Origin of the sequence: Krasilnikovia sp. MM14-A1004 (assembly GCF_047159485.1) — a bacterium.
GTDB lineage: Bacteria > Actinomycetota > Actinomycetes > Mycobacteriales > Micromonosporaceae > Actinoplanes.
In genome coordinates this window covers 964,201-979,747 of record NZ_AP038773.1, presented here as the reverse complement: position 1 = coordinate 979,747, position 15,547 = coordinate 964,201, and the positions used below count along the sequence as shown (strand labels likewise).

Genomic DNA, 15,547 nt, shown 5'->3' with positions numbered 1-15,547 from the left:
TCTCCGATGGCGGCGGTCAGGCGGGTGGCCCGAACCACCGGCCGAGTACCGCGCCGACCTGCCCGGCCGCCCGGTCGCGCACCGCGGCCCAGGCGACGTGGCCGTCCGGGCGCAGCAGCAGGGCGTCGGTCCCGGTCAGCGGCCCGTCGGGACCGCCGTCGTGTGCGGTGGCGGTGACGACGTCGACGCGGTCGCCCCACCCGGCCGCCGCGGCGCGCAGCGCCGGATCGTCGGCGAGGTCGAGCAGCACGCCGCGGGCGGGGTGCAGCAGGTCCGTGGTGCTGGTCTTGCCGGTCTCGCCGACCAGGTCCTGGTGCGGCATGCGCCGGCCGAGCAGTGGGTGGTCGCCGGGGCCGACCTCGTAGCGGATGTCCAGGCCGCTGACCATCCCGGCGAGGTGCCGTGCGACGCCGTCGTAGACGAGCAGTTCGGCGAGCACGTCCCGCAGCGGCTGCATGATTCCGCCCTGGAGGAACAGCAGCCCCTGGGCCTTGGTGTTGAGGAGCAGCCGCTGGCCCACCGGGTGACGTTCGGTGTGGTACGTGTCGAGCAGTTCCGCCGGGGCGTGCCCGCGGGCCACGGCGGCGAGCTTCCAGCCCAGGTTCACCGAGTCCTGGACGCTCACGTTGAGGCCCTGACCACCGGCGGGCAGGTGGATGTGGGCGGCGTCCCCGGCGATGAGCACGCGACCGCGGCGGTACTCGGTGACCTGGCGGCTGGCGTCGCCGAAGGCGCTGACCCACACGGGCGTGCCGTGGTGGATGCTCTCCCCGGTGAGCCGCTGCCAGGCGTCGGCGACCTCGGCGAACTCCGGGGGCGCGGTGCGCCTGCCGGGCGGGTTGTCCCGTTCGCAGACGATGATGCGGTCGATGCCGTCGCCGAGCGGGCCGGCCATGACCATGCCACCGGGCAGGGTCTCGCCGATCGGGCGGGGGCGCAGATCGCAGCCCCGCACGTCGGCCAGGAACATCTCCATGGTGGAGGGTGTGCCGGGGAAGTCGAATCCGGCGGCCCTGCGGACCGCGCTGCGCCCGCCGTCGCACGCCACGAGGTACTCGGCACGCAGTGTCACGTCGCCCTGCGGCGTACGCACCAGCACCTCGACCCCGTCGCCGGTCTCCGTGTAACCGGCGAACTCCCAGCTGCGGCGCAGGTCCGCGCCCAGTTCGACGGCCCACTCGGACAGGATCTGCTCGGTGCGGGCCTGGGGGATCCCCTTGGCACCGAAGTGGGCGCCGTCGAGAACGCTGAAGTCGACGGGCACCCCGCCGAAGTGCCCGAGCGGGCTGGTCTCGATCGTGCCGAACCGCGGCAGCAGGCCCCGCTGGTCGAAGACCTCCATCGTGCGGGCGGTGAAGCCCAGTCCGCGCGACTCACCGGTGGGCCGCGGAAGCTTGTCGATGACGATGACCGGCACGCCGCCGAGCCGCAGCTCACCGGCCAGCATGAGCCCGGCGGGGCCGGCACCTACGACGATGACGGCAGCATCCATGGCGTCTCCTTTGCTCGAATTCGCGCGCGGCTCGCGTGTCTCGGCCACGGATCCGGGGGTGCCGGGACCCGTGCCCGGCACCCCGTCGGAAACCGCGCCGTCAGAGGGAGAGGTTCGCGCCGCATGAGGGCTGCGACGTGCCGGGCTCGCCGGCACCGTCGGCGGGCCGCACCGATCGGCGGCCACTGCAGCGGATGATGACATGAAGCTTCTTCGGTACGCCCGGAGTCGTCAAGAGAGCGACGATCATTCGACGCACACCACGGTGGCCGAGCCCTGCGCCCGCCGGGCGAACGTGCGCGACACGTCCGACTCGAGATAGAAGGCCCGGCCGTTGCGCGTCCGGCGCTGCCAGCGGTCCTCACTGGCCAGTCGGTACACCGTGCCGGAGGCCACCCGCCACAGCTGGGCGACCTCGGCCACCGTGAACCACCGCGCCGCCTGCGCGGGTGCGGTACGGGGTTCGTTCGGCAGGTGAGCGGTCTGCGAGGTGGGCGTCCGCGCCGTCATCCGGCGGTTCAGGTCCAGCCACTGGTTGTCACCCCAGCGGTGTGCCGGATCCGCCCGGCAGACGATCTCCGCGGGGCGGCTCCGCTCGCCCGGGCGCAGCGTCGCCACGAGTTCGCCGGCGCAGCCGGGCTCCACACACCGCCCGAGCCCGACCTGGCGGGACGCCGTGGCGTACGCCGCGTGGTGCGCGGTCCGTACGAGGCGGGCCATCTCGTCGCTGAACTCCGCGGCGGCCGGGTGTGCCGCCAGCCAGTCGAGGTGGCGGCCGAGGAACGCGGCGAGCCCGGCCGGGTCCGGTCGCGGCGCACGGACCCGGCGTTCCTCGGCGACCATCGCGGCCCAGGAGCCGAGGACGTCCACGACCGTACGCCGGGCCTCGGCGGCGTTCGCGTTGAAGGGCATGGACGGGGCGGCCCCGCCGGTGGAGGTGCGTACCTGGCGCTCGGTGCTGCCGCTCAGGGCCAGCGCGCACTCCTCATGCAGGCCCGGCAGGGCGCGCAGGTCCCGCGCCGCGTCGCTTCGGCAGGAGGAGCACAGGCGCGACTGGGCGCCGACCCGTTCCGGTTCGCCGCCGCGGCTTCGGGCCCGGCATCGGATGCCCGCGCATCCGGCCTCCAGCTTGCTCGCCCCCGTGACGTGATTCATCTCCGCTGCTCCTTGGTGGTTTCGCGCGCGGTCCACCCCGGACGGGTCGTTCGCGCGGGAGGGTGAGCATCGACGTTGCCACGGCCGATGCATGAACTACGGCAGGCCGGCTGTTGCCGTGCTTGGCTCGCCCGCCTGCTGGGCTGGGACGCCTACCGGCGCTTGCTGAGACGCCCGCCTACTTGGCTGGAACGCCCGTCGGCCTTGGCTGGGCGCCCGCCGGCCTTTGCTGGGCGCCCACCAGCTTTTGTTACGACGCCTTCTGGCCGGTCCCGGAGACGGCTCCGGCCTCCGTGTCGGCGAGGCGGCGCGCCAGATGGTCGGCGACCTCCTGCCAGGTCTGCACGCAGGCGCCAGCGGCGCCGTAGACCAACGGCATGGAGTGCGGCGGGATCGCGGCGATGAGCTCGTCCCACTGTTCGCGGCTGACGCTCAGCGCCGCGAGCATCCGCAGCAGTTGCCGGCCCTTCTCGTTGAACCGCAGCGACGGGTCGTTGCGCAGGCTCGCCGAGATGACGCTGCGTGGCGCCCTGGCCGGCAGCGGAGCGACGGAGCCCGCCTTGTCGCGCCGGGCACCGTCGCGGCGCCCGGCCGTCGGGTCGTCACCCCGGCTCATCCGTGCCCGTACGTCGCGGACGGTCGACGGGGAGATCCCTGCCTCCCGCGCGATGGCCCGCAACGACGCGTCCGGATGGGCCGTGATCAGCTCGCTGGCGCGGCGTCGTCCGGCCGCGCTGTCGAGAGGCCGTACCCGGCCGTCGCGGCCGAGCCGGCTGTGCAACTGCGCGTCTTCCCCGGTTGTACGCCGGCGGATCATCGCGACGGTCTTCGCCGCGAGCCCGGTCGTCGCGGCGATCACCCGGTCCGACCACTGGGGGTGCGACTGGATGATGCGGGTCGCGGCCGCGGTCCGGTCGGCCATGGACAGCGGCAGCCCGTGCGCCACGTTCAGTTCGACCGCGAGTACGAAGGCGGCCTCGTCGTCGCCGTCGAAGAAGCGCACGTCGATATGGGTGTCGCCGCGCAGCCGCGCGGCGCGCAGCCGGTGCATCCCATCGATGACCCGCATGGTCGACCGCGACACCAGAATCGCCGGGAACGAGGTCTCCGAGTCGGCGAGGATCCGTACGTAGTCGGAGTCCTCACCGTCGATCCGAGGTGAGTCGGAGTGAAGAATCAGATCGATCGAAATAGTCTCGATCTCGCCGGACAATGGTTGACTTCTGCTTCCCGAAGGCTGCTTCTGCAGGACCACCGACAGCAGATCGGATGGTACGGCGTCGCGATGAACTGTGGGCACAACGGATTCCGACACGATCTCCCCCATGAAACTGCACACTGCGCTGCACTTGCCTGCCAGCCGCCACCCGTCGGCAGCCAGCGGTGGAGTCAGGCCGATCGCGGCCTCGACGGGCTGCGATGTGGTGGCCTGAAAGCGCTTGATCTCGCGCCGGTGGTTCGGCGGCACGACCGTGAACTCGCGCCACCGGAGCACGTCAGTGACGGACCGGCACGGCCGCTCGCGGAACAGCCGCACCGGCGCCCGCAAGTCAGCCCACTCACCAAGAATTCAACTCATTGTCAACAATGCGAATTGTTCTCAGCAGGAACTGACGCAAGCCTGCCATCAGTGCTCGGCAAGCCTCAAGACCCCGGGGGAAAACTTGGCTTTGATTTGACTTGTGACCCAGTCCACAGCAGACGATCGGCGAGATCCGCCACACGACGGGCGCCCTCTGCAGCATGCCGGCGGGCTCCTAAACATCTGAGGTTTTCGCCGCGGAGTCACCGCGACGCGAAATCGCTCAGGCAGGTCGCCCCGGTTCCGATAGGGCAGCCGTAAACGGGGTGGGGGTGGATCCGTTGGACGGCAGCGCGCTCGGCGCCGGGGAACTGGCGGCTGCCGTGCTGGCACTGGAGGACGAGCCCGTCGCGGATCCCGGGGCCGGACTGGCCACCGCCGGGGAACTCGAACGGCGGGCCGCCGTGCTGGGCGAGGAGAATCTCGTCACCCGCGCCCGCCTGATCGGCGCCAACATGCTCCGGCGGACCGGCGACCTCGCGGGAGCGGCCCGGCAGCTCCCCGACATCCAACGCCGCGCCGTCGAGCAGGGCGACCGCTGCCTGGCGGCCCGCACCCACGTGGCCTGGGCGAACATCGAGCGGCTCTCCGGCGAGACGGCCAGGTTCCTGGAGCACTCGTTGAGCGCTGTCGAGTTGCTCGATGACACCGCGACCCCGCACATGCAGATCTGGTACCGCTCCACACTGGCCGATGCCCTGGCCGAGAACGGTCGCATGGACGCGGCGCGGCCGCGTTTCCGCCAGGCCGAGGCGCTGGCCCGGGAGTTGCAGCTGTGGGAGCAGCTCGCCATGGTGCTGAACAACTGGGCCTGTTCGGAATACGAAGCCGGTGAGTTCGCGCGAGCCCGGGACGTCGCCCACCGGATGCGGGAGTGCTCCGCGGTGCACGGCGTGGACCTCAACCCGGGCATGCTGGACACGATCTGCCTGATCCAGATCGAGAACGGCGAGTACGCCGAGGCCGAGCAGACCATGCTGGTGTGCATCGCCCGGCACGAGGGCGGGGACCTCGACCACGCCGGCCAGCTGGCCGAGTACCTGCTCAACCTGGCCCGCGCGCAACGCGGTCTGGGCGCGACCGACCGGGCCCAGGCGAGCCTGGACACCGCTCGCGAGTTGTGCCTCGAACGCGACCTGCAGCCGTTCCTGATCCGGGTGCACCAGGAACAGGCCGAACTTCATGCCGTCCGCGGGGACTTCGCCGAGGCTTTCGCCGCGCAGAAGGTCTTCCACGCCGCCCGCGAGGACCTGCTCGCCCGGCAGCAGCAGGCGAAGGCGCTGACCCGGCACGCCCTGTTCGAGACCGCGGAGGCCCGCGACCAGGCCCAGCAGTTCCGGGAGCAGGCCCGCCGCGACCCGCTGACCGGCCTGCGCAATCGCCGCTACGTCGACGAGGAACTGCCCGCCCTCGTCGCCGCCGACCCGGACCTGAGCGTCGCGATCGTCGACATCGACCACTTCAAACGGATCAACGACGAGCTCTCCCACGATGCCGGGGACCGGGTACTGGTGCAGGTCGCCAGGCTGCTGGAGACCGAACTGGCTGCCGTGGCCCCGGAGGGGTTCGCCGCCCGGCTCGGCGGCGAGGAGTTCCTGCTTGTGCTTCCGTCCACCGCGGTCACCCTGGCGACCCGGCAGCTCGACGGGATCCGGCGCGCGATCGGCGGGTTCGACTGGCATGGCACCACCCGGGGCCTGCCGGTCACGGTCAGCATCGGGGTCGCGGGCGTCAGCGAGACCTCGCCCCGCAGCCAGTCCGCCGCGCTGGCCACCGCCGACCGCAACCTCTACGCGGCCAAGAACGCCGGGCGTGACCGGGTCGTGGCCGGTACCGAGCCGGAGCCCCGCCGCCGGACGTACCGCGACCGCGACGCGCCCTGAGTCTCCCGCCCGCGACGGGTCAGAACAGGGTGAGTTCGTTGCGTTCGATGCCGCGCAGCTTGTCGTAGTCGACCACGACGCAGCGGATGCCGCGGTCCGTCGCCAGCACCCGCGCCTGCGGCTTGATCTCCTGCGCCGCGAACACGCCCTGCACGGGAGCGAGCAGCGGATCCCGGTTCATCAGCTCCAGATAGCGGGTCAGCTGCTCGACGCCGTCGATCTCGCCGCGCCGTTTGATCTCGACGGCGACCGCCGCGCCGTCGGCGTCGCGGCACAGCAGGTCCACGGGGCCGATCGCGGTCATGTACTCGCGGCGTACCAGGGTCCAGCCCTCGCCGAACGTCTCGGGATGCGCGGCCAGCAGCTCCTGCAGGTGCGCCTCCACACCGTCCTTCACGAGGCCCGGATCGACGCCGAGTTCGTACGATGTGTCCTGGAAGATCTCCTCCAGGGTGATCCGCAGCTCCTCGCCCGCTTTGTTGACGACCTTCCAGACGCCGGGCGCCTCCTGCAGCTTGCAGGGCGGGCTCATCCAGTTCAGCGGCTTGTAGGCCCGGTCGTCGGCGTGGATCGACACCGAACCGTCGGCCTTGACCATGAGCAGCCGTACGGCCGGGGGCAGGTGGGCCGACAAGCGTCCTACGTAGTCGACAGAGCACTTCGCGATGACCAGGCGCACCCGACGAGGGTAGCCGCCGCGACCGCGACCATGACGGCGGCGTGCGCGGCGGTGTCATCCTGGGGCCGTGCTCGAAGCGTTGACCGGTACCGGCCTGGCCGCATCAGCCGGACTTAATGCGTACATCCCCCTGCTCACGATGGGTCTGCTGGCCCGGTTCACCGACGTGGTGGAGCTGCCCGCCGGATGGCAGTGGCTGTCCGGCGGCTGGGCGCTGGTCATCCTGGCGGTGCTGCTGGCGATCGAGGTCGTGGCGGACAAGGTGCCGATCGTGGACCACGTCAACGACGTCGTGCAGACCGTGGTGCGCCCGGCCGCGGGCGGGCTGGCGTTCGGCGCGGGCGCGGGAGCGCAGACCGCGACGGTGTCCGATCCGGGCGCGCTGGGGTCACGGCAGTGGATGGCGATCGCCGCGGGCGTCCTCATCGCCCTCTGTGTACACACGGTGAAGGCCGCGTCGCGGCCCGTGGTGAACGCCACCACCGGCGGCCTCGGGGCGCCCGTGGTGAGCACGATCGAGGACATCGGCAGCGCCGTGATGGCGGTGCTCGCGATCCTCCTGCCGATCCTGGTGCTGCTGGCGCTCGTCCTGATGGCGGCCACCGCCATCTGGGCCGTGCGCCGGCGCCGCCGACGTCGCCGAGAACGGCGGGCCGTGGAGGGTGTCGAGACGGTACGCCTGTTTGGTTGACTGCTCCCGTGCCCGCGATCGCCGTACCCGCCTTCGCCCTGACCTGGTGGCTGGCCTGCTACCTGCTGGGGCGCGATCCGCGGCGGCCGGTGTTGTGGCGGGCCGCGGCGGCGCTGCTCACGTACGCGGGAGCGGTGGCCGCGTGGACGGTGGCGCCGGGCGGGACCGCGGCGAAGGCCCTGCTGTGCCTGCCCGCGCTGGCCTGGGCGGGCGCGGCGCTCGGCCTGCTCCCGGACGATCTGCCGGAACGGCGTCAGGTCGACCGGGGCTGGCTGGCGGTGTCCGCGGTGTTCGTGGTGGTGATCGCCGCGTTGCCGGAGGCGGGGCGGCTGGTGGCCCTGGCACCGCTGGTCGGCGGGCTGGTGCTGGTGTGGCGCTCCCGCGACTCGGTACGTCCGCGGGCCTTGGCGGCCGCGGTCACCGCCGCCGCCACCCTGTACGGCCTGGGCCTGCTGGTCCTGCTCCTCGGCGTCGACCCGGGCGCCCCCGATCTGGTGCTGGCGGCCGTGGGGCTGGACCTGCTGCTGCTCGGCTTCCTGGCGGCGGTGGCGGACGCGGTGGACACCGGTGAGCGGCTGCTGCCGGATCTGCGCCGCTCGGTGGTCGGCGCCCTGGCCACGACGCTGCTGGTGGCTGGCCCGGCCGCGCTGACCATGCTGGCGGTGCCGGGACGCCCGGTCGTCGTGGTCCTGCAGTACCTGCTGCTGGCGGTCGTGATGACGGTGTTCGCGCTGAGCGGGCCGGTGCGCCGGGGCCTGGACCGGGTGGCGTTCCTGCACGACGAGCGGTTGCGGCTGGACCGGGCCGCGCTGCTCCTGCTGGCCGATGCGCTGCCCCGGCGGCGGGAGCGGCACACCCTGATCGCGCTGAGCGAGCAGGAGTTCATCCGGCTCACCCGGCGCGCCCTGGACGACTACGGCGACCCGGGCCGGCTGTTGCGCAGCCCGCTCATCGACCTGCCCACGGTGGACCGGCGGTTGACCGGCCGGGTGGTGGATCAGCCGCTGGCGCGGGCGGTCGAGCTGCGGGCGGTGCTGCGCGAGGGCGTGGCCCGGCTCAAACCCACCGGGCTGCCCGGCACGGGCGAGCAGTGGCGGCACTACAACGCCCTGTACTACCTCTGCGTGCTGGGGCTGCGGCCGTACGAGCGGCGGCTGCGGACCGAGGGCCTGGACCGGGACGCGCGGCAGGTGCTGGAGTGGATGCGCCGGTACGTGCCGCGGCGCATGCTGCGCGAGTGGCAGACAGAGGCGGCGCAGCTCGTGGCGGCGCAGCTGTGGAGCGAGCTGGTGAGCACCGACCCCCGTTGGCTGACCGGGGCGACCGCGAACGCGACACGCAGCTCATAGCAGCATGATATCGGACTAAATGGTTAAAATCCCCCAACGTGAATCCCGGGGGGTGCTGTGGGTAACCACCGCAACGCGCTGGTCGCCGCGGTCCGGCAGGAGCTGGCGGAGGCGCGCGGGACCGCCCGGGCCGTACTCGCCGCGGCGGAGTCGGCGCGCGGCGAGGCGCAACGCCGCCGCCAGCTGGTCCGCGACGCGTACGCGACCTGCCTCACCCAGCTGGCCGAAGCGCGCGACAGCACCCGGCGCGACATCCTCGGCCGGTTCCGGTCCGAGGCGCGGCGGCTGACCGGCAGCGTCGAAGCGGTCGCGGCCCTGTGCGCCGCGGGCGCCGCCGGGGCGCCGTGGCGCACCTGGGCCCCGACCTGGATCGACCCCGACCGCGGCGGCCCGGCGGGACTGCTGCGGATCGGCACGATCGCGTACGACCCGGACGGCACGGACCGCACCCGGGTCACACTGCCCGCCCTGCTGCCCCTGCTCGACGGCGCCCACCTGGAGCTGGGCGGCGAGCAGAGCACGGTGGACGGCATCGTCTCCACTGTGCTGCTGCGCGCACTGGGCACCACCCGCCCCGGCGAGGTGCACGTCACCGTCTTCGACCCCGAACAGCTCGGCGGCACCCTCGCCGCGTTCGGCCCGCTCGGCAACGCCGGCCTGCTCTCCCTGGTCGGCCCCGGCGGGCTCGGCGCGCTCCTCGACGGACTGGTGGAGCACATCTGCCGGGTCAACGAGACGCTGCTGGCCGGCGAATACGCCTCCCTGGCCGCACTCACCGCCGCCACCCCGGGCCCCCGGCCCGAGCCGTGGCGGCTGATCGTGCTGCTGGCCGACCAGGCCACCGCCGCCGAGCTGCCCGCCGCGCAGCGGGCCCAGCTCGACCGGATCGTCCGCACCGGCGTCGGCTGCGGCGTCCACCTCGTCGTGCGCGGGCTGGAGCTGGGAGCGCACCGGTCGGTGGTCCGGGTCGCGGTCGACAACGGTACGGCCCTGAGCAGCAGCATCGGCGACATGCCGATCCGGCTGGACGCCCCGCCCCCCGCCGAGCGGATCGCCGGGTTCTGCCGGACCGCCGTCGAGCACCTGCGCGCCGGGCCGCCGACCGCCCGCCTCAGCGACCTGGAACCCGAGAAGCTGTGGACCGAGTCGTCCGCGTACGGGCTGGTGGCCCCGATCGGCGCGGGCCCGGACGGCGCCCTGGTCGAGGTGCCGCTGGACGACGACCGGCCGCACGCGCTCATCGGCGGCCCGCCCGGCTCCGGCCGGACCAACCTGGTGTACGCCTGGCTCGCCTCGCTGACCGCCCGGTACGGCCCCGACGAGCTGGCCGTCTACCTGCTCGACGGCACCGACAGCGGGTCGTACGCCCCGTGCGTCCCCGGCCCCGTCGAACCCGACTGGCTGCCGCAACTGCACCTGGCCGGCACCAACCTCACCACCGACCCGGAGTTCACCCTGGCCGTGCTGCGCCACCTGGGCGAGGAGCTGCGGCACCGCGCGCAGGCCGCCAAACGGTACGGTGCCGCCACCGTCGCCGAGCTGCGCGTCGAGGACCCGGGCGGGCGGTGGCCGCGGATCGTGGTCGTCCTCGACGAGTTCCCGGCGCTGCTGCCGTCGGAAGCGGCGGAGGCCGTCGCCCTGCTGGCCGACCTCGCCCGGCGCGGTCCCGCGCAGGGTGTCCACCTGGTGCTGGCCACCGCCGACCCGGGGGGCGCCGGCATCCTGCGCGGGGCCGGGCTCCCCGGATTCGCGCTGCGCATCGCCCTGCCCAAGGCCGACGGAATCCTGGCCGACGGCAACCTCGCCGCCGCGGTCATCCCCCGGTTCCACGCGGTGGTCAACACCGGCGCCGGCATCGCCACCGCAAACCGGATCGTTCGCCTGCCGGACGCCGGCGCCCAACTGCCCGCACCGCAGCCGAGCGCGCCCGGACCATTCGGCCGCACGACGCCGCCCGGACACCCGACACCGCCCGGACACCCGACACCGCCCGGGCACACGACACTGCCCGGGCACACGACACCGCCCGGGCACACGACACCGCCCGGGCACAGACCGGGCGCTGCGCCCGGCCCGACGCGGTCGGCGTGGCGGGCACTGCAGCACCGGCTCTGGCGGGAACGCCCGGACGGCGTCGTCCCGCCACGCTGGTTCGACGGGCTCGCGGTGCCCCGGCTGCCGGAGGCGTACCGGCCCGCGGGGCGGGCGCTGGACGCCACCGCGCGGGTCGGCTGCTCCCCCGGCGCGATCCTGGGCGAACGGGTCGACGTGCTGCCCGGCCCGGCCCGGCTGCGGCTGGGCCGGATGCCGGGACGCAACCTGGCCGTGCTGGGCGGCCGTACCGCCGAGGCGTGCGACGTGCTGGCGGCGGCCGCCCTCTCGCTGGCCGCGCAGGGACCGGCCCGGTTCAGCGTGGCCTGCCTCGACCCGGCCGCCGAGCCCGCGGCCACCCGGCTGACCGCCGAACTGCCACAGGCCGACTGGTACGACCTGCGCACCGTGCCCGCCCTCTTCGACACCCTGGTCGCGGCGGACATCCCGCACTACGTGCTCGGGTACGGCTTCGGCGCCGCCCCGGCGTACCGGGACCGGCTGCGCGTCCTGCTGGCCGACGGTCCCGAGCGCCGGGTCCACGTCCTGGCCTGGTGGCGGTCGGTGGCACGGATGCGCGAGACGCTGGGCGGGGCCGGGGCCCGGCTGGACCCCATCGGCGCGTGGGTCGCCCTGGATGTGCCCGGCGCGGAACTCAGCCCCCTGTTTCCGCAGCCCGGCGGCCCCGCCTGGAGTCCACGGCCGCGGCGGGCGCTGTTCTTCGACCGCTCGGTACACCGGTTCCCCGAAGTGATCATCCCCTATGAGGTGCACAGTGACCCCACGTGAGCGCGACTACCAGCTCATGATGAGCGCCCTGGCCGAGGCGGCCCGGCGCCGCGACACCGAACTGGACGGCGCCGAACAGGCGTACCAGGACAGTGCCGCGCAGGCCGCCGGTGAGCTGGCCCGCGCCGAAGGGGAGGCCGCGGCGGCCGACCGCTGGGCCGGAGCGGCCGCCGCGCAGGTGCTGGACGTGGACCGGGAGGCCGCCCGGCTCTGGGACCAGCTGCGCCGGGCGCGGGGGATGCGGATCCGGGCGCTCGGCGAGCTGCCCGAACCGGCGGCGGTCGAGGCGCTGCCGCGGGTCGCGCTGCAACGCGCCCCCGAGGCGGACGGCGACGCCACGCCGCAGCCGCCCCGGCAGTCCGCCCGCACGCTGCTGGCCCGCGCCGCCGAACGGATCGACGACACCGCGCGCCCGTCCGTGCGCGACCCGCTGCCGCGCTGGGCGCTGGGACTGCTGCCGCTGGTGGGCGCGCTGGTCGCGGGGGCCGCCGGGCTGCTGGCCGCGGGCCTGGTGACCTTCGGGAGTACGGGCGTGCCCGGTGGCAGTGTCGTACGCGCCCTGGGTTGGCTGGCGTTCCTGCTGGCGCCGTCCGCCGGGGTGCCCGTCGGCGCGGCGTACGCGCACCGCCACGGCCGCCGGCTGGAGATCGGCGGCATCGGGCTGACCCTGCTCGGCGGCATGGTCGCCGCCGCCCTGCTCTCCCTGTCCTTCGCCGCCACGCACTGACCGACGCGGTCGGCCGGCGCTGGCCGGGCACCCGTATGGTGGGCGTCCATGGGAGACGGTGAAGCGGCGATCAGCGTCCGCGGCCTGCGCAAGCTCTACGGGGGGACGGCCGCCGTGGACGGCATCGACCTGACCGTGGCGCGCGGCGAGATCTTCGCGCTGCTCGGCCCGAACGGCGCGGGCAAGACGACGACCGTGGAGATCCTGGAGGGCTACCGGCGGCGCGACGGCGGCGAGGTGACAGTCCTCGGCGTCGACCCGGCCGTGGCGAACGGCGGCCGCGGCACCGCGCTGGGCGCGCAGGCGCGGCGCTGGCGGCAGCGCGTCGGCATCGTCCTGCAGGGTACGGGCGAGTTCGACGAGCTGACGGTCGGCGAGGTGGTCGGCCACTTCGCCCGGTTCTACCCGGATCCGGACGATCCGGCGCGCGTCATCGCCCGGGTCGGGCTGACCGACAAGACGGGCGCGCGCACCCACACGCTCTCCGGCGGCCAGAAGCGGCGCCTCGACGTGGCGCTGGGCATCATCGGCCGCCCCGAGCTGCTGTTCCTCGACGAGCCGACGACCGGCTTCGACCCGGAGGCGCGCCGCGAGTTCTGGGCGCTGATCCGCGACCTCAAGGCGGGCGGCACGACGATCGTGCTGACCACGCACTACCTGGAGGAGGCGGAGGAGCTGGCCGACCGGGTGGGCGTGATCGCCAAGGGGCAACTGATCGCGGTGGACACTCCGCAGCGGCTCGGTGACCGCGAGTCGGCCCTGGCCACCGTCTCCTGGCGTACCCCGGAAGGGGTTTGGGAGCGCACGCAGAGCGCGACGCCGACGGCCGTCGTGGCCGACCTGGCCGCGCGATTCTCGGGTGAGGTGCCCGGCCTGACCGTCACCCGCCCCACCCTCGAGGACGTCTACCTGCGGATGATCGGAGCATGATGGGCGCGGCACGGCTCGGTTTCGCCCAGGGGATCCTGGAGATCAAGCAGTTCCTGCGCAGCCGCGAGCAGGTGATGTTCACGCTGGCGTTCCCGGCCATCCTGGTCGTGATCTTCGGCTCGATCTTCAAGGGCACGATCGGCGACGGGGTGAAGTTCACCCAGTACTTCATCACCGGGATGATCGCGTCCGGGTTGATGACCGTCGGTTTCCAGGCGCTGGCCATTCAGATCCCGATGGAGCGCGACCGTGGGGTGCTCAAGCGGCTGCTCGGTACGCCCATGCCGAAGTGGGTGTACTTCGCGGGCAAGGTGGTGATGGTCGCGTTCGTCGCGGTGCTGGAGACGGTCATCCTGCTGGCCGTGGCGACGCTGCTGTTCGACCTGCGGCTGCCGGACACCGCCGGGCGGTGGCTGACCTTCGCGTGGGTCGCGGTGCTGGGCATCACGGCGTGCACGCTGTCCGGGGTGGCGTTCTCCTCGCTGGCCCGGACGGGCCGCAGCGCGCCGGCGGTGGTCACCCCTGTCGCGCTGATCCTGCAGTTCACGTCCGGGGTCTTCTTCGTCTACACGCAACTGCCGACGTGGATGCAGGAGACCGCCGCGGTGTTCCCGCTCAAGTGGATGTGCCAGGGGCTGCGCTCGGTGTTCCTGCCCGCCGCGTTCGGCACGCGCGAGCCCGCCGGCTCGTTCGAGCTGGGCCGGGTGGCGCTGGTGCTCGGCGCGTGGTGCGTGGTGGCGCTGGTGCTGTGCCTGACGACGTTCCGCTGGACGACGAAGCGCGACGGGTAGGACCCGCCGCGCTCCGCGTTTGTCCTGCCGGCGACGCCGCTCAGTACGAGTAGAAGCCCTTGCCGGTCTTGCGGCCCAGGTCGCCCGCGGTGACCATGCGCTGCAGCAGCTCCGGCGGGAAGAACTTCTCGTCGGCGGTGTCGTGGTAGATGTTGTTCGCCGCGTTCAGCATCACGTCGAGGCCGGTCAGGTCGACGGTGGCCAGCGGGCCCATGGCGTGCCCGAAGCCCAGCTTCATGACGGTGTCCAGGTCGGCGGCCGAGACCACGCCACTCTCTACCAGCTTGATCGCCTCGATCAGAATGGCCGAGAAGAGCCGGTTGGACACGAAGCCGGCCACGTCCCGCTTCACCTCGACGCAGGTCTTGCCGACCTCCTCGGCGAAGTTGCGGGCGTTGGCGAGCGTCTCGTCGGAGGTCTGGTAACCGCGCACCAGTTCGACCAGCTTCATCATCGGTACGGGCGAGAAGAAGTGGATGCCCACCACCGACTCGGGCCGCGCCGTGACCACCGCGATCTGCGTGATCGGGATGGCCGAGGTGTTCGTGCCCAGCACGGCACCCGGCTTGCAGATCTTGTCGAGGGTACGGAACACGTCGTGCTTGGCCTCGATGCGCTCGAAGATGGCCTCGACCACGACGTCGGCCTCGGCTGCCGCGTCCAGGTCGGTCGTGGTGGTGATCCGGCCGACGGCCGCCTCGGCGTCCTCCTCGGAGATCTTGCCCTTGGCGGCGAAGCGCCCCAGCGAATCCCGGATCGCGTTCACACCGCGGGTCAGCGACGCGTCGTCGATGTCCCGCATGGTGACCGTCCATCCGGCCTGCGCTGCCACCTGGGCAATGCCCGAACCCATCAGGCCGGAACCGATGACCGCGAGTCGACCCGCCATGTGTGACCCTCCTTCGTGAGTGCGTTTCCGAGTCTCACCCTAGCCGCCTCGCCTTAACGGGGGCTCAGCCCGGGTCTTTGTCCCTATCGGGGCATTTCCCCGGAAAATGGCGATCGCCGGTGCCAGACTGTGCTCATGGCCACGAGCGACGGCTGGTACCTCATCGGACCGCTGGTGGCCGTCGTCCTGGTCGGCTTCCTCGGCACGGTCTTCTGGCGGATGGGCCTGCAATGGACCGGCGACGACGATCCGTACCGGCCGCGCTCCCGCGGGCGGGACCGTCGCGCCATCCTCGACACGGGCGACGACTACGGCCTGCTCGGCCCCGCTGCGGTCGCGGACGACGCGGAACTCGCCGACGACATCCGCGGACTACTGGCCGACGCGGGCATCCGCGCCACGTACGCGCACCGCCGCGACGGCCGCGTCCTCATCCTGGTCTTCGCCGAGGAGTTGGAGGAGGCCCGCCGCCTCGTCGGCGGCAGCGCGGCCCTGTGAG

General features: G+C 73.1%; 13 protein-coding genes. 8 read left to right on the top strand and 5 right to left on the bottom strand.

Going from position 1 to position 15,547, the window contains the following annotated elements; genetic code table 11:
• Positions 1-16: 16 nt before the first annotated feature.
• From ACMCNN_RS04625 to ACMCNN_RS04615, 3 genes are all read right to left on the bottom strand, one after another.
• Positions 17-1,492 (bottom strand): FAD-dependent monooxygenase, encoded by a 1,476-nt coding sequence (locus ACMCNN_RS04625; RefSeq protein ID WP_412744927.1) that lies wholly within the window; start codon positions 1,490-1,492, stop codon positions 17-19.
• A 246-nt stretch (positions 1,493-1,738) separates the two neighbouring features.
• Positions 1,739-2,647, bottom strand: coding sequence for a hypothetical protein (locus ACMCNN_RS04620; RefSeq protein ID WP_412744926.1), 909 nt, complete (start codon positions 2,645-2,647; stop codon positions 1,739-1,741).
• Positions 2,648-2,897: 250 nt separating this feature from the next.
• Positions 2,898-3,860 carry a ParB N-terminal domain-containing protein gene (locus tag ACMCNN_RS04615; RefSeq protein WP_412744925.1) on the bottom strand — a complete coding sequence of 321 codons (963 nt, stop codon included), beginning with the start codon at positions 3,858-3,860 and terminating at the stop codon, positions 2,898-2,900.
• 641 nt (positions 3,861-4,501) lie between these two features.
• On the opposite strand from ACMCNN_RS04615, the gene ACMCNN_RS04610 reads away from it, so the two are divergent.
• The gene (locus tag ACMCNN_RS04610) at positions 4,502-6,112 is read left to right on the top strand and encodes a diguanylate cyclase (RefSeq protein WP_412744924.1); all 1,611 of its coding nucleotides are present in this window, start codon (positions 4,502-4,504) and stop codon (positions 6,110-6,112) included.
• A gap of 19 nt (positions 6,113-6,131) precedes the next feature.
• On the opposite strand, the gene nucS is transcribed toward ACMCNN_RS04610, so the two are convergent.
• The gene (gene nucS / locus ACMCNN_RS04605; protein ID WP_412744923.1) at positions 6,132-6,791 is read right to left on the bottom strand and encodes an endonuclease NucS; all 660 of its coding nucleotides are present in this window, start codon (positions 6,789-6,791) and stop codon (positions 6,132-6,134) included.
• A gap of 67 nt (positions 6,792-6,858) precedes the next feature.
• Between nucS and ACMCNN_RS04600 the strand changes: the two genes are divergently transcribed.
• Genes ACMCNN_RS04600 through ACMCNN_RS04575 form a run of 6 tightly spaced genes read left to right on the top strand, consistent with a single transcriptional unit; the run spans position 6,859 to position 14,159 of the window.
• Entirely contained in the window at positions 6,859-7,482 is a 624-nt protein-coding gene (locus ACMCNN_RS04600; RefSeq protein ID WP_412744922.1) for a DUF4126 domain-containing protein, read from the top strand.
• Entirely contained in the window at positions 7,479-8,831 is a 1,353-nt protein-coding gene (locus tag ACMCNN_RS04595; protein WP_412744921.1) for a hypothetical protein, read from the top strand. Before ACMCNN_RS04600 ends, ACMCNN_RS04595 begins: the two co-directional genes overlap by 4 nt.
• Positions 8,832-8,888: 57 nt before the next feature.
• Positions 8,889-11,711: an FtsK/SpoIIIE domain-containing protein gene (locus ACMCNN_RS04590; protein ID WP_412744920.1), complete on the top strand. Its 2,823-nt coding sequence runs from the start codon at positions 8,889-8,891 to the stop codon at positions 11,709-11,711.
• Positions 11,698-12,438, top strand: a complete 741-nt coding sequence (locus ACMCNN_RS04585; protein ID WP_412744919.1) for a hypothetical protein — start codon at positions 11,698-11,700, stop codon at positions 12,436-12,438. Before ACMCNN_RS04590 ends, ACMCNN_RS04585 begins: the two co-directional genes overlap by 14 nt.
• A gap of 48 nt (positions 12,439-12,486) precedes the next feature.
• Positions 12,487-13,368 (top strand): ABC transporter ATP-binding protein, encoded by an 882-nt coding sequence (locus ACMCNN_RS04580; RefSeq protein WP_412744918.1) that lies wholly within the window; start codon positions 12,487-12,489, stop codon positions 13,366-13,368.
• Positions 13,368-14,159: an ABC transporter permease gene (locus ACMCNN_RS04575; RefSeq protein WP_412747057.1), complete on the top strand. Its 792-nt coding sequence runs from the start codon at positions 13,368-13,370 to the stop codon at positions 14,157-14,159. Before ACMCNN_RS04580 ends, ACMCNN_RS04575 begins: the two co-directional genes overlap by 1 nt.
• Positions 14,160-14,199: 40 nt before the next feature.
• On the opposite strand, the gene ACMCNN_RS04570 is transcribed toward ACMCNN_RS04575, so the two are convergent.
• Positions 14,200-15,048 carry a 3-hydroxyacyl-CoA dehydrogenase family protein gene (locus ACMCNN_RS04570; protein WP_412744917.1) on the bottom strand — a complete coding sequence of 283 codons (849 nt, stop codon included), beginning with the start codon at positions 15,046-15,048 and terminating at the stop codon, positions 14,200-14,202.
• 135 nt (positions 15,049-15,183) lie between these two features.
• Here ACMCNN_RS04570 and ACMCNN_RS04565 point away from each other — a divergent pair, with 135 nt between their 5' ends.
• Positions 15,184-15,546: a hypothetical protein gene (locus ACMCNN_RS04565; protein ID WP_412744916.1), complete on the top strand. Its 363-nt coding sequence runs from the start codon at positions 15,184-15,186 to the stop codon at positions 15,544-15,546.
• Position 15,547: the final 1 nt, after the last annotated feature.